The following is a 24899-nucleotide window of genomic DNA, read 5'->3' as shown; positions in this document are numbered from 1 at the left end:
AAGGATCATTAAACTTTAATTTGACTCTTCAAACTATTTGCTTGACGTTCTGCTTTCGCAAGAATGTCTTGAGCAGTATCTTTAGTCATAATTCCTTGACCGATAGACAATGCTCTAGCGTCTGAAGCTCCATTAGTAAGCATAAGACCAATTGTTTCTTTATTAAATATTCCAGCTTCCATACATAAATTGAAAGCCCAAGTATGACATTGAGTTATATTGTTGATATATTCATCTTCATCGATATTTAAGACGTTTTTATCATAAATCATTCCATCTTCATAAACTGCAGTAAGTGCTAAACCAATTTCCATAGGTTCGATACCTAATCTTGTTAAGATTCCTGCAAGTTCACTTTTGATTTTATCTCCTTCTTTTGCAACTGTTGCATCTTTTTTAACGGCAACTTTTCCATTTTCAACTCCAGTTGGAATTCCTAACGCACCAAGTTGACCAATAATTGGGCCAGGTGCAAAACTTGTAGGTCCTGCGGGAATAATAATATCTTTAGGTGCAATTTGACCTGCTTTTGCAGGTGCGGATGATTTATTTTTATTAAGAGTTTTAAAAATTGCAAATGGATTATCTTTAGTAAATAAAAGTGCGGGCATCCCTATAAGTTTTTCATTTAACTTTGAAATGCCTTTTTTATCTTTTTCAGCTTGTTCAAATGCAATTTTCATGAGTCTTCGTTTAGTCATTTTAATAACAACTTGACCACGAAGATTTTCACGCATTTTTTGGATTTGTCTTGCTGGAAGATCGGACATGTTAAGAGCTCCAATAATAGGATAAGTTTTGATAAGTTCAACTAACTCTTTCACTGTTTCTTTTTTTTGTTCGCTTACGTATGCCATTTTCTATTAACCTTATCTATGTGGAACTATAACAGTTTTTGACATGCAGTACTTCACTAACACGTTTTTGATATTGTTCTCTTCCTGAGGAAGTCCATGAACAAGTGCGTTGTAAGCTGTAATTATATTATCAATGATCTCTTCTTCTTTTTGATCTTGATTACCAATAATTGTTTGAATGTTTAAAGCAGTTTTTGCTTTTAGTCTAACAGTTTTTTTAAGTCGTTCTACTAGTGCAGATACATTAGCATTAGGAGGAACAACACATCCTGCTTTAGGATTTGGCATTTTTTGTTTAGGACCAAATACTTTCCCAAAAACTTGAGCAACCTTTGGCATGATATTTGCTTGAGCAATAAAAATATCGTAATTTTGAGCTAATTTTTTGAGTTTTTTCTTATCTGTTTGGTATTCTCCAAAATCTTTAGCAGCAATTACTAAATCGCAGTGTTCTTTAGCATTATCTTTTAATTCAGGACCTACTAAAGCACAAATTTTAGCTGTTTTACCTTTTGAGAAATGAAGCGGAACAAACATATCAACATGATTATCTGTTTTTTTTAGATTTAAACCTTTTAGATTTATGACTAAATCAAGGCTCTGCTTGAAATTACGCTTTTTAGAACTTTCATTTAACTTTTTTAAAGCTTGTTTAACGTTTTCTTTATTCATACGATCAACTCCACCCTCCTATTCGCCTACGAAGACAATAGTTAACGGGATTTCTGTGATATCGAATAATTCTTAAGAAAAAATAATGATTTATAAATATTTTGGTATAATGCGCAACTATGTTTAAATTTTAGTGTAATTTAAGAAAATAAGTAAAAAATTTAGATTATTATTTGGTTTATTTAATCAATAATTATTAATTAACAATAATCTCAGTTTTTAGAGCATCTGTTGCTTTTCCACAATCATGGTTGCAATATAATTCAAATGTTCCTTTTTTGTCTGCTTTAAATTCGATTGTTAAATCTTCGCCAGGATTTATTAATTCATCAACATCAAATGTGGTTATTGCAAGACTCATAGTATCATTAGCTTTTGAATAAACATTTAATCTTACTAAATCATTAAGATTAACAGTAATTGTTTCTGGATCAAATCTAGATTCAGTAATAATCATTGAGACTTCTTTAATTGCAGGTGTAATTACTTCAACAGATTCTTGAATTGTTGTAGTTTGAGTCTGCATTGGTTCTGCAATAATTGGTTGAGTTGACTCTGTGTCTTTTGCTGCTTCATTACATCCTGTGGCAAACAATAAAACTGTCATTAAACAACATAATGCAATAATTTCAATTAAACGTGATTTGCTGCTTCGTTCTTTCATAATTATAACCCCCAATATTATGATTGAATTTGTATAAACTTAACAATAGTACTACTAATTAAAAAGATTGTGGTTGTATAGTTTATAAATGGTTTAAAATAAATAAAAGAAAAAACAAGTAATTTGTGTTTTTTATGTATTATATAGCTTATTTAGGCCTTTTTTAACTATTGTTTTGATTTTATTTTCTTGATCTTCTGTTAATTTAGTGCAATTATCTATATAGTAAGTTTTAGATTTAATTCCGCAAAATCTTAGAATGTCTGATTCGATGTGTTTTTTTGATCGATCACCCATAAATATTCTAGTCATCCAACGTTTGGCGCCTGTAGTCATAAATATTGTTGCTTGTTTGCCTTTTAATAGGCCTGTAGGAATTTTGTTTTTGTACTCATATGCGAATCTTGGAGTTAAAATTTTATCAAAGAAACCTTTTAAGATTGCAGGCATTGTGCCCCACCAAATGGGATAGATAAAAATTAAATTGTTTGAATCACTAATTTTTTGTTGGAATTCTTTATTTTGTTTGGTTATGTTTCTGTTTCCTGCAGTGTAGTGTTCTTCTTCGTGCAGGACTGGATCATATTTTATTTTGTGAAGATCTAATAGTTCATACTCTAATTTGTGTGATTTGAAGTATTTTTTAATTTCAGTTAATATGGTTTTAGAATGGCCCTTTGTGTTTGGGTGTGCGAAAATAATTAATGTTTTCATGGTGATTTCCTCCTAATAGAAATAATAAAAAATTAAATAATTTAAACCTGTTGGTTTGACTTGTCGCTATTATAACAGTAATTTTTTTGTAATCTGTTTTTTTTTTGAATTAGTAGTCTTTTGTTTTATTTTTTTTTAACAATGTTCTTTTTTCCAAATGGCTTTTTCTAAACTCCAGATTCCATTACCTTGCGCAATTATTACTAAAAATGTTGCAAAGAAAACAAGAGCTAATTCTCCTCCATTCGTAAATGGGTGTAATCCGTTTTTTATGTGGACCATAAAATATGCGACTAACATTGTTGCAGCTCCTAGAACTCCTCCAATACGAGAAAAAAATCCAAAAACTAAAAACAATCCTGCAATAACTTCAAATAATCCTGCAAACCAAAATAAGTTGATTGCACCAATAGGATCTCCACCGAGTCCGAATAGTTTTTTTGCGCCGTGTAAAAAGAACAAAACACCGATAATTATTCTAAATGATGAATACAAGTATGGGCTAGCATTATTTATACATTTGTGATAATTGTCACATTCCATTTTAAATTCCTCCAGAAATTGATTGTGATTGATTGAGGCCAGGTTCGTTTATAGGTGTTGCTATTTTATTTAGAATGATATTGGTGCTTTATCCTATTTTTAATAGTTTAATTTATTTTAATTTATTTTATTGTATGTTTCTACTATATAATAAGTATAATACTTAATTTTTTAAATAAGATGGTATTTTTTGTAGAAATGGGCGTTGATATTATCGATTTTTATGATCGTAAACTAGACTTAACTATGGGCTATTTAGAAGACTTAGTTGCAAGCATATCTGCACATGATTTAGATTCTAAACTTAAATTTCCTATTGTTAGATTGGGCTTTGAACTTCCAGATGAGCAAATATTTGAAGCATTTTATGTTGATCCTGACAGGCCTGAAGTTGAATTAGTGTGTGATGAGTTAGAAACGGGGTCTATTGAATATAAAAAGTTGATTAATTTAGTAACTTTAGATTTATTAGTTCCTCCCTTGCTAGCACTTGGTTTAAGTGATTCTGCATTTTATGGATTTGTAGCCTCCGAGATTGCTGCATTTTATTTGACTGAAGGGCTACATAAAGATACTAATCAAACTTTTTTGCAAACGCCTGAATTTAGGGCAAAAGTGGATTCATTTGTTGTTGGAAAATTAGATGTTGATATAACTGATTTTAGAATTGATTGGTATTTTTTACAAAATGGAACTGGGCCATCGCCAATAGAGCATATGCGTTATTTAAGAGCACTTGAAAAAACAAATCCTACGACTGCTGCAACAATAAAAGCAGGAACAATAAATGGGACTCCTAGAAAAAATGGATTTGTGGTGTGTGTTAATGAATAAACAAAAAATAAATAGATTTTTTTTATATATTCTTAAAATAATCTTTATCTGATTTTTGAGAAGAAACAGGAATTTCTCCGAATGCACAATTTTTACAAGTAGCATCAAGATTAATCCAACCATCCGAATCTTTATATTTCCAAGAAGCATCAGGAAGATAAATTTGAACATAAACATGATTGGGAATAAAAACAAAACCTGCATTAATTCCAATAGCGCCTTCGAGTGATGCAAGGAGTACTGCCATTCCATCGCAATCTGCGCCGGTTGTGTAAATAACTTCTAATGGATCTTCAATATATTCTGACTGAGGATCGCTAACATAATTAATATTATCTCTAACAAAATAATAAATTGCTTTTGCTTGGCAAATTTTATTTCCTGACGGACAACTTTGACTAACTACTTTACTAGCAATTTGTTTGATTAAGGGATTTGATGGTTGAAAATTTTTAAAAATGTTTTTTTTATCTGCAAAAATTGTTGAATTGGTGACAAATTCTTGAATGTTTGAAGGCGTAACTTCAGAAATACTTGGAATATTTTTTGGTTCTGGATTAAGTTTTATGCTGTAGTATGGAAGAATCATTAAAATAAGTAATAAAACAAGAAGCAAACCCATAATTATTTTAGAAAAATAACTGAGTCGAGTATGAACTTTTTTGTGTGTGTGGTCTTCTAATTCAATTTCTTTTCTAGCATCTTCACGAATTTGATTGTGGATTTCTTCAGGACTCATTTTGTATTTCCTCAAAAATTTGAGCTTGAAATTTAAAAATTTGAATGGACTCTTCTTCTTTATTCCATTGGTCTTTCCAAGAATTGATTCCTAACCCTGCTTTTTGACAAAGCATTTGTAACGCTTGCAGTGGAGAACAATTATGTTCTGTAAAAACTTGAGGAAGTAAAAGTCCTGAAGTAAATTGTGCGTGAATAATTAATCCATCAATGCCAATATTTATTTTGTCTAAATATTCTTCTGGACTGTTAACTTTAATTAGTTCTGGAACGCTAAGAACACTAAGTTCGATTTGAATTTTGTCAAGTTCTTCTTTTGTTACTGGGGGAAATCGTGGATCTTCAAATGCTGCGGCAGTTGCAGCTTCAATGATTGCTTGATTTAGAGGAAGAATTGGTTGTGGAAAACCTATGCATCCGCGAAGCTCATTATTTTTATTTAATGTTACAAAAAGACCTTGTTTTTCTTCAAATTTAGTTTCATAAACTTTTAGATAAGGATCTGTTGAATTTAATTCAAAAAAAATGGCAGAACGTGCAGATTTAATTAATTCTTGACCCTCTGCTTTAGAAAGCATTTTAAAAATTATTTAAAAGATTTGTTGAATGCTTTGATGAATGCATCATTATCTTTTTTCATTAATTTACAAGCTTCAGCAACTGCTTTTTTTGGAGCTGTTCCAGATTCAGTTTCTACAATTACTTTGGGTTGTCCAACTAAGGGATGGCTGATATTATATCCGCTGATTTTTACGCCTTTAACCTTCCATAATGCACTTTTAAGAGAATTACACAATGAGTGAGATTCTCCAATAATCTCAAAAGCTAGTTTGTTTTTTGAATCTTCAAGAATATTTATTTCCATGGGACCACCTATTATATGTTTAATTATAACTACTACAGAATTGCGGACCTATTTATAAATATTGTGCTATAATTCTCTTGTTTATGGATTAAATTACTTTTCAGTTAAAACAATAAACTATAAAAAGAATAAATTTAGTATTTATATTGTTTTCATATTTTTTAATATGTTTTTTAGTAAATTTTTTGATAAAAAAGAATAAAGGGGTAAAATTATGATAAAATTATTCAGATGTAAAATATGTGGAGATTCTTATATTGGCGAAGAAGTTCCTTCAAGATGTCCATTTTGCGGTGCAGTACATGGATTTATGATTGAAGCAAAAGATTATGATGAAACTTTTGATGTAGAATTAAGTTCTAAAGATCGAGCAAATGTTGAAAAATCACTTGAAATTGAATTATCAAATGCTGCGTTTTATGCTTGTGCTGCAGAAAAAGCAAATGATTCTGAAGCTAGGCAATTGTTTAAAATACTTAAAAAAGTAGAATCAGAACATGCATCGATTTGGCGTAAAATTCTAAAACTTTCAAAAGAAGATTTGAAAAAAGTTGAAGAAACTTGTCAAGTTTCAACGCAAGATTGTTTGCAAGAGTCACACGAACGAGAAGATAGGGCAATAAAATTTTATGCTGAGTGTGCAAAAGAATCAGATAATCCTCGGTTAAGACAAATTTTTGGTGCATTAGTTCAAATCGAAACTGATCATTTACAATTATCTGAACAAAGATTGGACTAATTGATTATTATTTGTCTTAGATGTGATTTGAATTGATGATAAATTAATTTTTATGGAGGTTTTTTTAAAATGACAGAACGAAATCAAGTATACAAATGTAATGTTTGCGGAAATATTGTTGAAGTTTTACATGAAGGTGCAGGAGAACTTGTTTGTTGTGGACAACAAATGCAAATGCTTGCAGAAAATACAGTTGATGCAGCGCAAGAAAAACACGTACCTGTAATTGAAAAAATTGAAAATGGCTATAGGGTGACTGTTGGATCTGTAGAACATCCAATGCAAGAAGAACATTTAATTGAATGGATAGAGCTTATTGCAGATGGGAAAGTTTATAGACAATACTTAAAACCTGGAGATAAGCCTGTAGCTGAATTTTGTGTTGATGCTGAAAAAGTGGTTGCAAGAGAATTTTGTAATTTACATGGGCATTGGAAAACAGAAAATTAAGTTGAATTTGAGTTGAACTTTATGAAAACAAAAATTTTTATTTTAAATTTATTTTTATTTCTTATTTTATTTTGTACAGGTTTTGTTTTTGCAGTTGATTGTCCGTTCGGTGAAGTTGACTGTGTGGGAAAATGCGGTGCATTTGTTGATTCAAATCATAATGGACTTTGCGAATTATCTCAAGAAACGAGTGTGGAATTAGTACGATCTGAAGAACCGAAACAATTTATTCCAACTAGAAACAAATATAATTTTATTCCTCTGACTTTATTATTGGTTGTTTTTTATGGTATGACTAGATCTCTTGTTAAAATAAAATTCATACGTTTAGTAACACATCAAAGAATTTGGAATTTTTTATTGTTAATAACTTTTCTAATATCTGGATTGATTGGAATTTTACTTGTTACTAGAATTAATTATGGTTGGCCCATGAATTTTTCATTTAATGCATTGTGGTTGCATGTTGAAACGGGAATTGCGATGGCTATAATTTCTGTATTTCATATCGCTTGGCATTGGAAATATTTTGTTAAAATGTTTAAAATAGTGTTTAAACTTTCCTGATTGAGATTATTTTTTTTGTTTATTTTATTTTTTTTGTTTGTTTTTGTTTGTTTAGTTTTTGTTGTTTTAAGTTTTTTTTATTTTTGGTGTTTTGAAATGAAACAAGTTCTAAAAAAAATAAAAGAGTTGAAAAATTCAGATATTAAAACCGTAGTTGAAACTAGACTTTCTGAATTTGAACAAATTGGACGTGGTAATGATTCACAAATATTTTTAGAATTGTGTTTTTGTTTGATGACTGCAAATTTTCAAGCAGAGAAAAGCATTCAGATCCAAAAAGAAATTGGAAAAGGTTTTTTGACTTTATCAGAAACTCAACTTGCAAAAAAATTAAAAGAGTTAGGGCATAGGTTTCCAAATACTCGAGCGAAATATATTTTTGAAGCAAGAAAATATCTGAAAGTTATTAAAAAAAAGTTATTGGAGTTTGATTCTGAAATTGATGCTCGTGATTGGATCCGACAAAATGTTAAAGGTGTGGGGATGAAAGAATCAAGTCATTTTCTAAGAAATATTGGATATAAAAATTTAGCAATACTTGATTTTCACATAATTGATTTGTTGGAGCGAGAAGAATTAATTAAACGACCAAAAACCATCACTCCAAAAAATTATTTAGTAATTGAATCTGTTCTTTTGAGGTTGGGTGAGAAATCCAAATTAAATATGGCAGAACTTGATCTTTACCTTTGGTTTTTAGAAACAGGAAAAGTTTTGAAGTAGATATGCAAAGATTTAAATTGGTTAATTAATTTTTAAGTGTTAAATGGCAACTAAATCTAAGCGCAGATTAAATCATAAGCGAATTAATAAGTTTTCTAAACAAAAATCTAATCGAGAATCTAATCAAAATGATGATTCGATTAAAATTCCTAATTCATTTAGAGAAAAACTTAGATTCTACTTAATCGATTGTGAAACTCGGATTGGAAAATCAATTGACGCATTTATTTTATTCTTAAATTTATTAATTTGTATTATATTTGTCATAGAAACATATGATATTTCTCAAGCAATGAGAGCTTTGCTTTGGAAAATTGAAGTTATTACAGTAATAATTTTTATTGTTGAATATTTTGCAAGAATTTATGCATCACAAAAGCGATTTAAACAAATAACTGATTTGTATAGTATTATTGATTTTGTTGCGATTTTACCAACATTATTGATTATGTTTAATCCTGAACAAAGTTTTAATATAGCTTTTGTGAGAATTTTAAGAATAATAAAAACATTTAGAATATTTAGATTTTTGAGATTTACTGCAGACCCATATTTTTTCTTTGGAAAAATAACTTGGCATGTTCTTAAAGTGATTAGATTGGTAGTTACTATATTTTTAATTTTCTTTGTTGCATCAGGCGTATTTTTTACAATAGAAAATGGTGTTAATCCAAACGTTAGTAATTTTGGTGATGCTTTTTATTTCATAGTTGTTACCTTGACAACTGTTGGTTTTGGGGATATAACTCCTGTTTCTGATGCGGGAAAATGGGCAACAGTGTTGATGATTATATCTGGAATTATGTTAATTCCTTGGCAAGCAAGTCAGGTGATAAAAGAATGGTTGCAAACTAAAAAGAAAAAAGCAATTTGTAAAAAATGTGGTTTAGTATATCATGATGAAGATGCATCTCATTGCAAAGCTTGTGGTAAAGTTATTTATCAAGAATATTTGGGGTAAGTAAATGATTAGTTAAAATACATATTTTGTTCCTTTCATTATTAAACAAACCATCATATCTTCGGGTTTAGATAATACTTCACTCACATATTTAAGGCGCTCTTGGAATTTTGCTTCTTCAGCAAGTGATATTCCTCTTCTATTCAAATATGATTGGTCTACATTAACATCTACATGTATGAGTCGTTCTAATGGGTTAAGGTCCATATCATATTCTGGATCTTGAGCTCGTTCATAATATTCTGCAAGTTCTACATGACGCATTGCTTCAATTAATGGTTCGATTGGTCCAGTACTTGCAATTCCTTGGATAGTTGTATCTTCGGAAATTGTTAATTGTGTTTCAAATTGGGCAACATAAATTTCGTTAGCTTGAGCTACTGCAATTCTAATTATTCCTGGTGGAACCTGATCATTTCTACCTTTTTGATATAAATTGATTTTTGCATAAAATTTATTCATAGTGTCGCGGAGATTGCTTTATTAATTTATAAGAATGAGCATTTTCTAATGTGTTGATTGAGTTAAGTTGATTGAAATATATAGCTTTAAGAATATTGATTATTTTGGTTTTAATTAAATTTATTTTTTATTTTATTTGTTGGTTTTTGAAGTTTTTTAATAATTCGTGTTATCATTTTTCTTGGAGTTAGTTTTGAACCAATTGCCATAAGTTTATTTTTGAATCCAGGAATTATAATTCTTGTTGCTTTTTTTTTCATGAATTTTTTATATGCATATTTTGCAACGGTACGAGCTGACATAATTTTTTGTTGCATGACTCCTGCGCGTTCTGAATGCGATGCTTTTTGAAACCCTGATTTGGTGGCTCCAGGACAAAGAGTTGAAATTTGAACCTGAGTATTTTCAAGTTCTGCTGCGATTCCTTCACTAAAGTTTAGGACGTATGCTTTTGATGCATAATAAACTGCCATGTAAGGTCCTGGTTGGAATGCTGCCATTGATGCAACATTTAAAATTCTGCCTCGTTTCTTTTTTAAAAAATCTTGAGTGAAAAGTTTTGTTAAATGAGTTAATCCTTTTATGTTAAGATCAATTAGGTTAAGCTCTTTTTCTAGTTTAGTTTGGTGAAATAATCCGTAGGTTCCAAACCCTGCATTGTTTATGAGAATTGATATTGGAAGTTTTTGTCTTTTAATTTTTTGGTGAAGTTGAGTGATTTCTTGTGTTTTTGATAAGTCTGCACTAATGATGTGGCAATTTATGTTGTTTTGTTTTTTTAATTCTTTACAAATTTCATTGAGTTTAAGTTTGTTTCTGGATACTATTACTAAATCGTGATTGTTTTTGGCATATATTTTTGCGAGTTCTAAGCCAATTCCGCTTGAAGCACCAGTAATTAGAACTGTCTCTTTTTTGAATTTTTGTTTAAATCTCATTAATTTTTAGGGTTATTTTGTTTTATTTAATGGTTTGTATGTAGAATTTAGTTGCAAATTGTTTATTTTAACCACTATGTAGTAGTTCTTAATAGAAACCTTTATATACTAGTGATTTTAGAATTTTTTATATGGGTAAAGGAAAAGATAATAGGTTTGATTATAAACCAGTTAGTGTTGAGGAATTGCCAGTAGATGATCCATTAGCTAGATCTATTGCGTTATTAGCTGATTTAGATAGGCAAGGAATTGTATCTGCAGATCCTATAAAAAAACGAAAGAAAAGAAAAAAACAAAAAAAACCTTCTGTTAAACCTAATTTTGATTATTCTCCTGTGGACCTTGTAGCTCCTGTTGACGAAATTCAATTTGGTTATAGGCCACCAGTTCAAGAGCCAGATCATATGCGACCAAAACCAGTTCGTAGATCTAAACCGCTGCCAAGACGTTCAAAACCAGTTATTGTTCCCAAGCCAGTTTATGCTCCTAAGCCAGTTGTGCGCGAAGCTAAATCTGTTGGTAAAGGTGCTAGCAGGGTTGGTAATTTTTTAAATGCAACTGCTGCTACATTAGGATCTTTAGCACTTATTTTTTTGGGTGCAAATATGTTAACTGGGGGAGATTCAACAAGAAAACTTGCTTATATGTGGAATCATTTAAGTTCACATTCTGCTCCTCAAGTTCCTGCACCTGAGCCAAATCATACACCTAATCCTGTTCCAAATAAAGTTCCTGATTTAGAAAGACGACTTGAACATCCCACAACTTTGCCTTTTTTTAACCCCTATGGGCTGGATTTAAAAGTTTCTGCAAATCCTGAATTAGAAAATGCAAGTATTAAATTACCTAAAGAATTTACTGATACTTTTTCAATTTACTCGGATGTCGTGCATAATTTAGTTTTTTATCAATGTGGCTCATTTGGGAATGCCACTGCAACTGGAATTTTTATTAATCCTCAACAAGTATTAACTGCGCAACATGTAGTAACTAAAAAAGATGATGAAAAAAAATTAGCAGGGTGTGAGGTTGAGCATCTTAATAATAGATTAAAAATTGCGGGTGGAAGTTATAGTTTTGATTGGAATAAAGATTTGGCAGTTTTGACTTTGCCTCAAAGTGTTAGTGGAATAAAAAGATTGAAATTATATGAGGGTAAAATTAATGCTGGCATGAAAGTTGCATTGATTTCTTCTCGAATGACGGGTAATCACAAACCTAATGTTGAAATACGATACGGTTCAGTTTATGCTGATTCGGGAAAATTTAATTCGCATAAATTTCTTATTGATGTTCCAGGTTATCATGGTAATAGTGGTGGCGTTGTTGTAGATATGGGTACTGGGGATATAATGGGAGTTATTTCTCAGTGCGTGTTAGATCGAACTGCGAAGGGGTATGATCATAATAAGCCGTGTGTAAAAGATGTTGCTGTTGGAACTAAAGTTTCTCCAGTTTCTTGGTTGAATGTTTCTAAAGTGGGAAGTTTTGTTGAACCGCCTAAAGGTTCGGGCATATATACGACTAAAATTCCTTCAATAACTGATTATGAAAATGGTACTTGTTATTTAGATTCTTCTGGTGCTCCTCAGTGTAAAGCATTTCATTGGGGCTCAAAATTATTTTATGCACCTTCACTAACTCAAAAATCAGTAAAATATGCTGGAACAAAATCTCGTGTATTGAATGGGCGTTCAAGAAGAATAGTTAAGTTCGGAAATGGAAAAACTGCAATGTTTTGATTGTTCTTAGTAGTTTTATGATATTTTTTATTTGGTAGTTGTGATAAATTCTTAGTTATATTTGTGTTTTTTTGCATATCCTTCACTTAATAAACTTTACAAAGTTTATCATTCAAAGAAGTTCGACTTGCGCTTAATTATTTCGCTTAGTCCCACTATTTTTTTGCATATCCTTTGCTTACTTTGTCACTCCAAAAACTTGGAAGAGAATTAGTTGCAAAACCTTGAAAACTGTCTGAGAAAAGATAAGTTATTCCGAGAGTATGTTTAATTTCTTCAAACTCCTCCTCGATAGATTCATAAATTTGTTTTATTTTTTTTCTTTCAAAATCTTTTTGTAATAATGAACTTGGTTTTAACAATAAAAAATCTGCTTGGCGAATAGCATTCACTTCGAGATTTGAAGAATTTTGAGTAATAAACATGACACTTAGATCTTTATGTCTTGCAACAAGCAAAAGTTCTGAAAGAAGTTTATTTGCAGTAGTCATTGCTTTACGACTACTAAATTCAATTCCGCCTTCATCAATTAAGAGAACTGAATTATTTTGGACATCATCAATTCCATGCACTACAGTAATCCACTCGGGGAGTGATTCTTGTTTAAATCCAATTGCATAAATATTTTTTTCACTTTTTTCTTTAAAATTTTCAAGAAGTCGCATGCCAATTGCACTTTTACCAGTTCCTCTTGCGCCTAGAATTAAACCTATCATGCTTTTATTTGAAAAAAGTTTGTTTTCGAATTTTTGTAAATTTCCTTTTTTTGTTTTAACTAAATCAAATGGATCAAAATTTACTTCACCATTTTTTATGTTAAACTTTGTTTTTAATTTTTTGATTGTAGATTCTTTTTTGATTTCAGCGTTATCAGAGTCATTTGTTGGTTTTTCAGTTTTATTTAATGATTTAGTCTTTTTTCTATCATTTTTGAAAATTTTAATTTTTTGTAGTAATTCCCAAATTTTTTTAATGATCCAAAGAATGAATTTTACAGGATAGACAAAAATAAGTTTAGCTAAAAATTTAATTGATTTCCAAATCCAACTTTGCTTTCTTTTTCTTGTCATAATTTAACTTTAATTTTTTGTATCTATAAGTATTTTTCTTTTTTTAGTTATCACTATTTAGTATATTTGTTTATTTTTAAACAAAGTAAGTTGAATATTGTATACTATAGTAATTCTTAAATAGTACTCGCTTATTGATTTATAGGATCTGAACAGTTATTGGGACTTAACAGATACTAACTAATCAGAGGTGATGCTTTTGCAGAATTTCCCAAGCGAAAGTGAACAAAATTCTCAAATAGAAAATAATACGTTGAACTCTATGCCTGCTATTAAAAATGGTAGCTCAGATATTAAACCTGCTATTGAAGAAACTTCCACTATACAAACAAATTTAACTCATGAACTATATGATATAATTCTTGTTGGAGCAGGACCTGCTGGTTTGTTTGCAGCGTATGAACTCATAAAAATTTGTAAACAGAAAGGAATTAAAAAAAGAATTCTTTTAATTGAGAAAGGAAAATCAATAGAACATAGGCCAAAATCTGAAGTTATGTGTGGTGTTGGTGGCGCAGGAACATTTTCTGATGGAAAATTACATTTTACACCAGTTCTTAGTCATGAAAAAATATTTCATTTATACGAACCTCATGAATGTCAAGAATATTTAGACTATGTGGATAAAATATTTACTGAATTTGGAGTTAATGCCCCTTACTATCCAAAAAATATGGATGAAGTTAATTATTATGTTAATGAATGTAAAAAAAATTCAATACAACTATTTGTAAGAAAAACAAGACATGTTGGAAGTGACGTTTTACCAAGTATTATTAAAAACTTTCAAGATTATTTAACCTCTGAAGATATTGAATTAAGATGTGAAACTGAAGTAACTGATATAATTGTTGAAGATAATTCTTGTAAAGGCGTAATTATTAATGGCACTGGAGAAAAAATTTATGCAAAAAAAGTGATGCTTGCGCCAGGACGTTATAATGCACGATGGTTACAAAAAGTTTGTTCAAAATATAACATTAGTTTTTCATATGAGAAAGTAGAAGTTGGAGTGCGAGTTGAATTCCCAAGTATTATTATGAAAAAATATGCTGATGCTATGTATGAAGCAATATTTAGGGTGCATACTAAAACATTTGATGATCCTATTAGAACTTTTTGTCCGTGTCCAAGAGGAAAAGTTGCAACCGAAGAATATGACGGATTTATTTGTGTTAATGGACATTCGGATTCAGATCATGCGTCAGAAAATTCTAATTTCGCGTTTGTAACCGAAATTGAATTAACAGAACCTGTTGAGAACACAACTCTTTATGGGAAATCAATAGCATTATTATCGACGACAATTGGAGGGGGAAAACCTATACTTCAAAGACTTGTTGATTTAAAGCAAGGAAGAAGATCTACTTGGGCAAGACTCAAAAAAAGTTTTATTACGCCATCTCTTATGGATGTAGTTCCTGGAGATATTTCGATGGCTTTACCTTACAGAGTAGTTCAAAATATCAAAGAAGGAATCGCAAAACTTGATAAGGCACTGCCTGGACTTGACGGTGATAATACTTTATTATATGCTCCAGAAATAAAATTTAGGAGTAGTAAAGTAAATACGAATAAGTATTTTGAATCTTTGGATGTTAAAAATTTATTCATGACTGGGGATGGTGCAGGAGTTGCAGGAAATATTGTTGGAGCTGCGGCAACTGGCATTATTGCTGCAAAAGGAATGATGAATGGAGATGACTAATTTTTTTTGTTTATTGATTTTTTTTTATTTTTCTTAATTTGTCTGGTTTTACCCGAAAATATTTAAATACTAAATTCTTTTATATTCATATATGGAAGAATCACAAATGAACGAATCACACGTGAAAGAAGCACAATTTTATTATAAAAAAGAAGAAAATATAGTTTTGTGTGAATTATGCCCTAATTATTGTTTAATTCTTCCTGGAAAACTTGGGCGTTGTAACGTTCGAGAAAATAAAGAAGGAACGCTTTATTCTTTATCTTATGGTAATTTAATTTCATTTACTCAAGATCCAATAGAAAAAAAACCATTTTATCATATTATTCCTGGAACTCAATCACTATCAATTGCAACATTTGGTTGTAATCTACATTGTTCATTTTGTCAAAATTGGCAAATATCTCAAAAAGGAGAATCAAAAGATGAGACTCAGTTTGTGAGTCCTGCGGATGTAATCAAAAAAGCAAAACAAACAAAATCTAAATCAATTTCATATACTTATACTGAACCTACTATATTTTATGAATATGTTTTAGATGTTGCGAGACTCGCAAAAAAAGCAGGAATAAAAAACTTACTTGTGACTAATGGATATATTAATCCTAAACCATTAAAAAAGATTTACAAATATATTGATGGTGCAAATATTGATTTAAAATTTTTTAATCCTGATTCTTACAAAAAATATTGTGGTGGAGATTTAGAACCAGTACTTGAAACAATTCGTTTGTTGAAAAAAAGAGGAGTTTGGATTGAGATTACGCATTTACTAATACCTGGACTTAATGATGATTTACAAGAATTAAAACAAATGTGTAATTGGATTGTAAGACAAGTTGGTGACGACACACCCATTCATTTTTCTAGATTTTTTCCTCGATATAAATTAACTGATATTGCACCCACAGATCCAAAAAAATTAGAAGAAGCATATCATATAGCAAAAAATGCAGGGCTTAAACATGTATACATTGGAAATATTCCTTCGGATAAGTATGATACTACTTTTTGTAAAAACTGTGATTGTGTATTAATTCGAAGAAATTTGTTTAATATTACATCGAATAATGTTTTTATGGGGAAGTGTAAAGCATGCGGGACTCACGCAGATGGAATTTGGTATTAATTCTGATTTAATTTTGTAAGAATAGAAATAAATTTTAAAAAAATAAAAAATTTAGATAAAATAATTAATCAAAAATTAATTAAGATTATTTTTTTTCTTCAGGTTTTGCGTCGCCTTCTGCAGGTTCTGCTGGTTTTTCTAAAGGTTCTTTACCATACTTAAGAATCTTCATATTAATTTGAGCAGTTTTTTCATGAATTACATTTCCTGCAACAGTTTTTTTAGAACGCATACCATTCATTTTACGTCTTCCTTTTTTGTTTTTGTTAGGAAGTCCTTTAACATTATTAACTCCTACTCCTTTAACTGCAAGGATTTTTTTTCTAGCAGGTCCTACAACGTCAATTCTCATAGGAAATCCACAACTGTCAGAACCACCAGTAATTTGAAATTCGTATCCAGTCATGTCTAAAACTTCTCCTTTTATGGATTCACGAAGTTTTTTACCTATTAGAAGTTTAGCAGAGTCATCTTTTGCTTCTTTTTGATATGATTTCCCTGTTTTAGGGTCAGAAAGTACTATTTTAAATTCAGCCATTTTATTTTCCTCCCGAGACCAAAGTTGGTAATCCAACACCCTTTAAACGGTATCTCAGCTCAGTTTAGTGAAATGATCTAGTGTTTATAAATGTTTTGTGATTGAAACATATGAATTGGGATTGATCAATTTTTTGAAAGTAATAATATTGAATATTTTTTTTGACAAATTTTAAGTTGCATAATTTGAAAAAATTTTAAAACTCATCGTAAATTTTAAAATAATTATTAATAATTGAAATTTAATTTTTTTTTAGAAATGTTTATAAATTAAATTATAATTTATAATAAATTATTATTAAAAAAGGTGATGCATTAAATGAAAGTAAAAATTTCTGCTACAATATTTATGATGTTTATTTTAATTGTTTCTATGATTTCACTTGTTTCTGCAGAATTTACTCAATTAGATTATAATGATATTGTTGAAGATTCTTATGTTTGGGAATATAGTAAGGATGCTAACTATTATTCTTCAGAATTGTTAACATTCTACGAAAGAAGTACAAGATATTCTCGAAGTTATATCAGTTTTGATATTAGTTCTGTTTCGGATAGTAATATTGCAGAAGATGCACAACTTTGTTTATACGAATATACTACTGGAAATGTTGTTGGTGATGTAGGGGTTTATCATGTTTATTATGATGCTTATGTTTCTGAATCTTCCATAACTTGGAATAATCAACCTTGTGGAACTACTTTTTCGGCGAGTGCTAATTGTAATTTAACAGCGTCAGATACTACAGATATTATTTCTGGAGAAATAAATGAATGGAGGTGTTGGAATGTAACTGATATAATAAATGCAGAACATGTTCCAGGAAATGATAGAGTTTCTTTTGTTTTAAAAAGACCGTCTGAATCTCATTTAGGTTTTGGTAGAGCAACAGTAGCAAGTTCAGAATATGCAACTGCTGCGTTAAGACCTTATTTGAATATTACTCATGTATCTGCTTCATCTTATTCTCCTCCAGATCAATCAAGTAATATTGGAAGTAGTGCTACAAATTTATCTTCTGCATATAATGGAACTGTTAATTTAACTTATTCTGATTTGGCAGATGATGCGTCTGTTTGGGAGTATAGTCCTGATACGAATTATGGCGCGAGGGATTTTATGCGACTTTATGAACGAGGTAGTCGGAGATCAAGAGCATATTTAACATTTAATTTTCCTCCTTCATTAACTTCTTCTATTACTGCGAATGAAGCTCAATTGTGTGCTTATGAACATAGAATAAGTAATGTTGTATCTTCTGTTAATGCATATCATGTTTATGGTGCAGCATTTGTTTCTGAAGAAAATATAACTTGGAATAATCAACCTTGTGGAACTAGTTTTGATAATAGTTTTAATTGCAATTTAACAAATTTAGATAGTGTTGATATGGTTTCAAGATCGATGAATAGAGTTCATTGTTGGGATGTAACTGAGGCCCTAAACCTTGAGCTTGCTTTGGCAAATTCAAGAATTACTCTTGCTCTTAAACGAGCTACAGAAACGCAGATAGGATACGGATTTGCAGAATTAGCTTCAAAAGAATATCGAGATATTTCTAAAGCACCTTATTTACAAGTATCTTTTTTATTTAATGCCTCTGATGAGTCTCAATTAGCTTTTATTCCTGAATACACGTATGATTTTAATGTTTCAAAAGTTAAATTTCGTGTACCTGTTAATTTATCCGGGCTAACTGATTTAGATGATTGTTTTGTGATGGAAGAAGATTTTATTTTTGTTAATACTTCTTCTGAATGTAATGCTTTTGCTAATCCTGCGTATTTAACTTTTTCAGGAATTAATAATTTTGATATTAATAAAGTTATTTATGGATCCAATTCAAATAAAAATCAACTTAAATCAGAGGGTAAAAGTTGTATTTTAGAAAATAAATGTTTTAACCCGTCTTGTTCTGGAACTAACTGCACCATTGATGTAACTAGTTTCTCAGGGTATGCTTATGAGGGAAATGCAAATTTAACAATAAACAATACTGATGAAGAAAATTATGTTAGTGCTGATTCAGATTTTGTTTATTATGCTTATTATATTAATGCAACTGGTGGTGCGCATATTGCAAGTGCAAGTTGTAATATAACTGATTCAAATAATACTTATGTGATGAATGAACAATCAGGAGAATATTATTATTATAATAAATCAGGAGGATTTTCAAACCAAGGACAATATGATTGGAATGTTACTTGTGATAAAACTGGATTTACTACTTTGTTTGCGAACGATACTCTTGATGTTGGTTATTTTACGATTGAAGCTTGTCCTGGTTCAGGTTTGACAAAAAATGGGGAATATCATTTATCTCAAAATTTAGTTTGGTCTACAAATGGATCTTCTTGTTTTAACATTTTAATATCTAATGTGGATATTAATTGTGATAATTATAATATAACTCATTCAGGTAATGGTTTATCACGTGCGATGACTGCAAGTAATATTAATAATTTAACTGTTCGAGGTTGTAATTTTTATAATGAAACTTCATCAGAAGCAAGCACAATTTATTTAGATTCAGTTAATAATTCTTTAATTTACAATAATTCAATTGAGAATAATGATTATGGTTTTTATATTGATTACGGCAATAATGTAGAAATTAATGATAATTCTTTTACAATTGATTATGATAGTGGATCTGCAATATATCTTTACGAGGGCATAAATCATTTAGTTTTTAATAATATTGTAAATACAATTTCAGGTCCGGGAATCAAAGCAGTTCAAGGAGGAAGTTACATTAACATAACTAATAATATAATTACTACTTCAAGTAATGTTGGAGATGGTATTTGGATTGGTTTGCCTGCTAATGAATCTTATTTTTATATTGCGCATAATTCAATTAATACATCAGGATCTGCTGCGGCAGGAATTGGTTTAGCGGGGGGGTCTTTATCAAATATTTTTAATAATTCAATTATTACTTTAAGTGCGCTGGGAGCATATGGGATATTATTAGATGAAAATACCTCGTCTAATGTAATTCGAAATAATAATATTTCATCTGCGGATTATACTTTGATGGATGCTTCATCTTTTAATAATACTTTGATTTATAATAATTCTTATGGTGAAATTAACTGGACTGGTATGAATTTAACTACTGATATTAATTTAAGTATTGATAATACTGTTTTTGTTCAACAGAATCTTCTTGGTTTGATTGATGATTCTGATGCTTTAGAATTAAATGGTTCGGCACGTATTACTTTTTGGGGTTTAGATTTGTCTATTGAGCCTGATTTATTAAAGAATGAATTGGATTATTGTTTTTCACCTGATTGTGAAATAGTTGATTGGGGTAGTTCATATGCTATTTTTGATGTTAGTAGTTTTTCTAATTATAGTATTGACGGACAATTAGGTGGTCAAGGTGAAGATCCTCCTGCTCAAGTTCCTGAATTTTCTGACTATGCAATAATGTTATTGTTAGCATTAACTGTTGGGGGATTTGTAGTAATTAGAAGAAAAGAAAACTAAAATATTTTTTATTTTTTAAAATTAAATTTTTTTAATATTTATTTATTCTATTTCTTTTAGATCCGAGAAGTTTAGAACACGTATGTCTTCACTAATTCTAGGGCACATAGTATTAATCCAACACTCAATAAAATTAAAGTTTTCTAATTCATTAAATTCAAGAGTATTACACATAAAAAAGTAAAATTCTTTTTTAGGATATTTTTTATTTAATTCAAAAATTTTCTTCATTGTTGCTTGAACTCCTATCTGTCCATTTTTAGTAGAAATTAATACTCCAATTATTTTGCTTACTAGAAATTTTGAAAGCATTCCATTTTTCTTTTTTTGAATTTTTTCAATATCTTGCGCGGAAATAACTTTTAGTTGATTGTCTCCTGGATACCATGTAAAAACTGGTTTTTTAGTGCTAAGTCCAATACCAACTGGATGAAATCTCCCTGAACCAACATATAAAAAAGCATCAACTTTTGATTCAAGTTTGTTAGCATTGCAAAATTCACAACCTAATACTTGACCTCCGAGAAATACCTTTTTGTCTTGAGATTCAAGATATTTTTTGATTTGATTTATTTCATCTAAAAATTGAACTGTTGTAAGTAATCCGATTTTTTTAGGTAATTTAGACGTATTAAACTTAGTTAAGTTAATACTTGTTTTTGCTTCAATAAATTTAACTTTCATGTTATTTCGATGTGGGAAAACATACTAATGTTTAAATAGTTTATCTTTATAATTTGGGTGATATGGTGAGTAAAGCAACAATTAAATCACATTTTGACGTAACTTTAGCTAAAATTGTTCTGCTTATAGTTAGTTTGATAATTCTATGTTTATTTTTTTGGGAGCCATTATCTGGTGTGTTTAACAGTCGTGAATCGTTGATACTTTTTGTTCAAGGTTATGGGGTTTGGGCTCCGTTAATTTTGATTGGAACTATTATTCTTCAAGTATTAATTGCGCCAATTCCCGGTCAATTGGCAGGTCTTGTTAGTGGATATTTATTTGGGGCTTGGTTTGGAACATTATACAGTATGATTGGTCTTACTATTGGATCGTTTATTGCATTTAGTTTGGCAAGGTGGTTGGGAAGACCATTTGTTGAAAAAATTATTGATTCTGAAACATTACATAAATGTGATCAATTAGCACATAAAAAAGGGCTTTTTACTTTATTTTTGATTTTTTTGTTACCTGCGCTTCCTGATGATGCAATTTGCTTTGTTGGGGGTCTTACTAAAATTAGGATTTCAAGACTTGTTTTAATTGCATTTCTTGGACGTTTGCCGGGGTTTTTTGTTTTAAATCTGGTAGGATCAGGTGTTGCAACTGATAATTTTATGGTTTCATTTGGTATTTTAGGAATTAGTTTAATTGTAGGAATTATTGTTTATTTTTTAAGGGCGCACTTAGAAAAAATAATTACTAAATTTCTTAAAACGATAAAAATGAGAAAATAAAAAATTTAAAAAAAAATAAAAAATTTAAATTTTAATCATCTTTTGCTAAAGCATAGATTGATTTTAGTGCAACGATAACTGTTGCCGGAACAACAAATGTTAATAATGCTGCGAAAATTCTTTGTAGGTAGGGTCCAACTGTTTGAACATTACCAAGCATTCCGCCTCCAAATCCTGAGACTACAACTAGTACTAATGCTGCAAAGAGAAAATTGTTTGTTTCGTTTGATGTAACATTTAAGAAACCTACAATAAGTCCTAATACTATTAGGATTGAAGTCATTACCGCTCCAATACTGAAAAATCCTGCAACAATTGCAATGATTACGCCAATAATAAAAGCCCAACTTCCAATTTTTTCCATTAAACCTGGTTTTTTCTTAGCCATTTTATAATTACCTCATTTAAGTTTGGTTTAAAGAGTTTATTTGAGCACTTTAAAACAATTAGCACCCTCTCTTTTACCTATTTTTCATAATTTAAAGAAAGAAACAATATAAGTTTTATTGTTTTTAATTTATTGCTATTTATATAAACCGAAAAGTTTATAAATGATGAGTTGGTCGACACCATTAGGTAATAGTAATATTTATTAAATAATTAAATCATTTTCAAAAATGGGTGCTTGGTTGATTGTGTTGTCATTTAAGTTCCTAAAAAGTGTTGAGGGTCTGAAATATGTTTAAAAAAACTAAAAATAAATTTCAACGGATTAGTTATTTTTTTCTAAGTTTGCTTCTTTGTATTTTGATTGTATCTTTACCTGTGTTGGCTTTACCAGTTGCACCAAAATTTTCTATTGAAAGAGAATCAAATTTAATAAAATCCAATTTTAAAGTTTCAAATGAAATTATTCAATTAAATCAAATTAAATTTAATTCTAAAATTGATAAGTCTCTTTTAGACTCAATAACTAATAATCAAAAAAAAGGAATTGCTGAGGTTGATGTTATAATTGAGTTTAACTCAAAATCATTAACTGATTATAGAGTTAGAAATGTGGATTCGCTTGAAAATAATTTATTTTCTGGAACTGTGAATATTGCAGATATCAATAATTTTGCTAGAAATCGAAATGTTGTTAGAGTTTATCCTAATGTTGAATATACTGGTCTTCTTGACGCTGCGATTCCTGCAGTAAATGCGCCTAGTTTGTGGGATCAAGGAATTAATGGTACTGGAATGAGAATTGCAATTTTAGATAGTGGGATTGATAATGATCATCCTATGTTTGAAGGAAGAATTATTTTAGAAAATTATTATATTGAAGATTCAGCTCATGATAATAATGGTCATGGAACTGCGATTGCAGGTATTGCTGCTGGAAAACAACACGACGTAACTGGATATGGTTATGATGGTGTTGCACCTGGAGCATATATTATTAATGCTAAAATTATGGATTCTTCACTTTCAACATCAACATCAAAAATTTATAAGGCAATTAATTGGGTTAGAAATCCTGATAATGATGTTAATACTGATGATTCTGCGGATGTTATTAGTTTAAGTTTGGGTGCTCCAACATCAAATAATGATCCTGTTTTAAGAAATGTATTAAACAAAGCAATTAATGATGGCATTCCTGTAGTTGTTGCTGTTGGAAATTGTGGTCCTGGAGGATCATCATCTTCTTTTTGTGGTGGTTATGAGGGAGTTACCTTGCCTGGACATTTTGAAGAAGTAATTAGTGTTGGTGCGACAGATGATTCTATGGTTTGGCATTCATCTAGTTCTGGAGATGATTTTGGCACATATATTAAACCTGATATTTCCGCACCTGGTAAAAATGTTAACTCTGCATCAAATACGGGCGGTTTAGCATCAAAAACTGGAACTTCATTTTCAACTCCTTTTGTTGCAGGAGCAATTGCGTTAATTCTTGAACAAGATTCGACACTTAATCATTATGATGTTAAAGAGATTCTTGAAAATAATTCACTTGATTTAGGTGCGCCTGGAAAAGACGTTCAATACGGAAGTGGATTTTTAGATTTATCTCAATTATTATTAGAATCAGAACCGGTTTGTTCTGTGGATTTAGATTGTGGAATTGATTATTTTGAAAATCAATTATTTTGTGATGATTTAGATTCTGAAAATGTTTATGATACTTTTTTTTCTTTTGAATGTGTTAATCCTGGAACTGCACAAGCAGAATGTATTGAATCGGGGGACGTGCAAGTAATTGAAACTTGTGACTCTGATTTTCACTGTGGTGAGGGCGAATGCGTTTTAAATGATGGTTGTGAATTTAATAATCCTAGTTGTTTATGGTTTGAATCATGTGCTGATAATTCTTGTGTTCTTTTTGGGGATGGTTGTTACGCTGATAATAATTGCGCTGCGGATAATGAGTGTGTTGATAACCAGTGTACTTTGAAAGAAGGTTGTGACTTTAGTAATCCTGATTGTGAAACTTACGAAGTATGTAATAATAACGTTTGTGAGTTAGAAAATAATATGTGTTACACAGACGACAACTGCGCTGAGGATCACGAATGCACAAATAACGCTTGTACTTTGAAACTAGGTTGTGACTTTAGCAATCCTGATTGTGAAACTTACGAAGTATGTAATAATAACGTTTGTGAGTTAGAAAATAACATGTGCTATACTGACGACAACTGCGCTGATGATCACGAATGCACAAATAACGCTTGTACTTTGAAACTAGGTTGTGACTTTAGTAATCCTGATTGTGAAACTTACGAAGTATGTAATAACAACGTTTGTGAATTAGAAAATAACATGTGCTACACAGACGACAACTGCGCTGATGATCACGAATGCACAAATAACGCTTGTACTTTGAAACTAGGTTGTGACTTTAGTAATCCTGATTGTGAAACTTACGAAGTATGCAATAACAACATTTGTGAATTAGAAAATAACATGTGCTATACTGACGACAACTGCGCTGATGATCACGAATGCACAAATAACGAATGCACACTAAAACCTGGATGTGACTTTAGTAATCCTGATTGTGAAACTTACGAAGTATGCAATAACAACATTTGT

General features: G+C 30.2%; 26 protein-coding genes. 12 read left to right on the top strand and 14 right to left on the bottom strand.

The genetic code is table 11. The features are described from left to right. Positions 1–8: 8 nt before the first annotated feature. From HN587_07380 to HN587_07360, 5 genes are all read right to left on the bottom strand, one after another. Entirely contained in the window at positions 9–857 is an 849-nt protein-coding gene (locus HN587_07380; GenBank protein MBT7903658.1) for a 50S ribosomal protein L10, read from the bottom strand. 12 nt (positions 858–869) lie between these two features. Then, complete coding sequence (locus tag HN587_07375) at positions 870–1529, bottom strand: hypothetical protein (GenBank protein MBT7903657.1); 660 nt, start codon at positions 1527–1529, stop codon at positions 870–872. 196 nt (positions 1530–1725) lie between these two features. Beyond that, complete coding sequence (locus HN587_07370; GenBank protein MBT7903656.1) at positions 1726–2193, bottom strand: hypothetical protein; 468 nt, start codon at positions 2191–2193, stop codon at positions 1726–1728. A gap of 132 nt (positions 2194–2325) precedes the next feature. Further along, positions 2326–2907 carry an NAD(P)H-dependent oxidoreductase gene (locus tag HN587_07365; GenBank protein MBT7903655.1) on the bottom strand — a complete coding sequence of 194 codons (582 nt, stop codon included), beginning with the start codon at positions 2905–2907 and terminating at the stop codon, positions 2326–2328. Positions 2908–3042: 135 nt separating this feature from the next. Continuing rightward, entirely contained in the window at positions 3043–3450 is a 408-nt protein-coding gene (locus HN587_07360) for a DoxX family protein (protein MBT7903654.1), read from the bottom strand. A 198-nt stretch (positions 3451–3648) separates the two neighbouring features. Here HN587_07360 and HN587_07355 point away from each other — a divergent pair, with 198 nt between their 5' ends. Then, positions 3649–4284 carry a hypothetical protein gene (locus tag HN587_07355; protein MBT7903653.1) on the top strand — a complete coding sequence of 212 codons (636 nt, stop codon included), beginning with the start codon at positions 3649–3651 and terminating at the stop codon, positions 4282–4284. Between the two features lie 22 nt (positions 4285–4306). Here the strand turns inward: HN587_07355 and HN587_07350 are convergent, their stop codons facing one another. The 3 genes from HN587_07350 to HN587_07340 are packed head-to-tail and all read right to left on the bottom strand — an operon-like array spanning position 4307 to position 5887. Then, the gene (locus HN587_07350; GenBank protein ID MBT7903652.1) at positions 4307–5023 is read right to left on the bottom strand and encodes a transglutaminase domain-containing protein; all 717 of its coding nucleotides are present in this window, start codon (positions 5021–5023) and stop codon (positions 4307–4309) included. Further along, on the bottom strand, positions 5013–5600 hold the full coding sequence (locus HN587_07345) for a TIGR00296 family protein (GenBank protein MBT7903651.1): 588 nt from the start codon (positions 5598–5600) through the stop codon (positions 5013–5015). The genes HN587_07350 and HN587_07345 overlap by 11 nt, the downstream gene beginning before the upstream one ends. A gap of 8 nt (positions 5601–5608) precedes the next feature. Beyond that, positions 5609–5887, bottom strand: coding sequence for a DNA-directed RNA polymerase subunit L (locus tag HN587_07340; GenBank protein ID MBT7903650.1), 279 nt, complete (start codon positions 5885–5887; stop codon positions 5609–5611). Positions 5888–6101: 214 nt separating this feature from the next. Here HN587_07340 and HN587_07335 point away from each other — a divergent pair, with 214 nt between their 5' ends. The 5 genes from HN587_07335 to HN587_07315 all read left to right on the top strand — a co-directional run bounded on the left by HN587_07335 (position 6102) and on the right by HN587_07315 (position 9327). Next, positions 6102–6626, top strand: coding sequence for a ferritin (locus HN587_07335; protein ID MBT7903649.1), 525 nt, complete (start codon positions 6102–6104; stop codon positions 6624–6626). 69 nt (positions 6627–6695) lie between these two features. After that, positions 6696–7076: a desulfoferrodoxin gene (locus tag HN587_07330; protein MBT7903648.1), complete on the top strand. Its 381-nt coding sequence runs from the start codon at positions 6696–6698 to the stop codon at positions 7074–7076. 21 nt (positions 7077–7097) lie between these two features. Continuing rightward, the gene (locus HN587_07325) at positions 7098–7643 is read left to right on the top strand and encodes a hypothetical protein (protein MBT7903647.1); all 546 of its coding nucleotides are present in this window, start codon (positions 7098–7100) and stop codon (positions 7641–7643) included. Between the two features lie 96 nt (positions 7644–7739). After that, the gene (locus HN587_07320) at positions 7740–8366 is read left to right on the top strand and encodes an N-glycosylase/DNA lyase (protein MBT7903646.1); all 627 of its coding nucleotides are present in this window, start codon (positions 7740–7742) and stop codon (positions 8364–8366) included. 43 nt (positions 8367–8409) lie between these two features. Continuing rightward, complete coding sequence (locus HN587_07315) at positions 8410–9327, top strand: ion transporter (GenBank protein MBT7903645.1); 918 nt, start codon at positions 8410–8412, stop codon at positions 9325–9327. A 12-nt stretch (positions 9328–9339) separates the two neighbouring features. Here HN587_07315 and HN587_07310 read toward each other — a convergent pair whose 3' ends face one another. Beyond that, on the bottom strand, positions 9340–9789 hold the full coding sequence (locus tag HN587_07310; GenBank protein MBT7903644.1) for a hypothetical protein: 450 nt from the start codon (positions 9787–9789) through the stop codon (positions 9340–9342). 110 nt (positions 9790–9899) lie between these two features. Next, positions 9900–10727, bottom strand: coding sequence for an SDR family oxidoreductase (locus tag HN587_07305; protein MBT7903643.1), 828 nt, complete (start codon positions 10725–10727; stop codon positions 9900–9902). Positions 10728–10858: 131 nt separating this feature from the next. On the opposite strand from HN587_07305, the gene HN587_07300 reads away from it, so the two are divergent. Then, positions 10859–12469 carry a trypsin-like peptidase domain-containing protein gene (locus HN587_07300; protein ID MBT7903642.1) on the top strand — a complete coding sequence of 537 codons (1611 nt, stop codon included), beginning with the start codon at positions 10859–10861 and terminating at the stop codon, positions 12467–12469. Between the two features lie 155 nt (positions 12470–12624). On the opposite strand, the gene HN587_07295 is transcribed toward HN587_07300, so the two are convergent. Next, positions 12625–13539 (bottom strand): hypothetical protein, encoded by a 915-nt coding sequence (locus tag HN587_07295; GenBank protein MBT7903641.1) that lies wholly within the window; start codon positions 13537–13539, stop codon positions 12625–12627. 199 nt (positions 13540–13738) lie between these two features. On the opposite strand from HN587_07295, the gene HN587_07290 reads away from it, so the two are divergent. Together HN587_07290 and amrS are read left to right on the top strand one after the other, a co-directional pair. Then, on the top strand, positions 13739–15247 hold the full coding sequence (locus HN587_07290; protein ID MBT7903640.1) for an FAD-binding protein: 1509 nt from the start codon (positions 13739–13741) through the stop codon (positions 15245–15247). 91 nt (positions 15248–15338) lie between these two features. After that, complete coding sequence (amrS, locus tag HN587_07285) at positions 15339–16376, top strand: AmmeMemoRadiSam system radical SAM enzyme (protein MBT7903639.1); 1038 nt, start codon at positions 15339–15341, stop codon at positions 16374–16376. A gap of 85 nt (positions 16377–16461) precedes the next feature. Here amrS and HN587_07280 read toward each other — a convergent pair whose 3' ends face one another. After that, a complete protein-coding gene (locus tag HN587_07280; protein ID MBT7903638.1) occupies positions 16462–16914 on the bottom strand; it encodes a 30S ribosomal protein S6e in 453 nt (150 codons plus the stop codon). Between the two features lie 318 nt (positions 16915–17232). Here HN587_07280 and HN587_07275 point away from each other — a divergent pair, with 318 nt between their 5' ends. Continuing rightward, the gene (locus tag HN587_07275; protein ID MBT7903637.1) at positions 17233–20415 is read left to right on the top strand and encodes a DNRLRE domain-containing protein; all 3183 of its coding nucleotides are present in this window, start codon (positions 17233–17235) and stop codon (positions 20413–20415) included. 42 nt (positions 20416–20457) lie between these two features. On the opposite strand, the gene HN587_07270 is transcribed toward HN587_07275, so the two are convergent. Continuing rightward, positions 20458–21099 carry a hypothetical protein gene (locus HN587_07270; GenBank protein ID MBT7903636.1) on the bottom strand — a complete coding sequence of 214 codons (642 nt, stop codon included), beginning with the start codon at positions 21097–21099 and terminating at the stop codon, positions 20458–20460. Positions 21100–21161: 62 nt separating this feature from the next. Here HN587_07270 and HN587_07265 point away from each other — a divergent pair, with 62 nt between their 5' ends. Further along, positions 21162–21875, top strand: coding sequence for a TVP38/TMEM64 family protein (locus HN587_07265; protein ID MBT7903635.1), 714 nt, complete (start codon positions 21162–21164; stop codon positions 21873–21875). A gap of 31 nt (positions 21876–21906) precedes the next feature. Here the strand turns inward: HN587_07265 and HN587_07260 are convergent, their stop codons facing one another. Further along, on the bottom strand, positions 21907–22263 hold the full coding sequence (locus HN587_07260) for a hypothetical protein (protein MBT7903634.1): 357 nt from the start codon (positions 22261–22263) through the stop codon (positions 21907–21909). Positions 22264–22553: 290 nt separating this feature from the next. Here HN587_07260 and HN587_07255 point away from each other — a divergent pair. Beyond that, positions 22554–24899: S8 family serine peptidase (locus HN587_07255; protein MBT7903633.1), on the top strand; the 2346-nt coding region annotated here is incomplete at its 3' end.

It is taken from the genome of Candidatus Woesearchaeota archaeon, from assembly GCA_018675335.1.
Classification (GTDB): Archaea; Nanobdellota; Nanobdellia; order Woesearchaeales; family UBA11576; genus JABJCP01.
The sequence above is the reverse complement of the archived record's forward strand: the minus strand, read 5'-3'. Positions and strand labels throughout refer to the sequence as shown.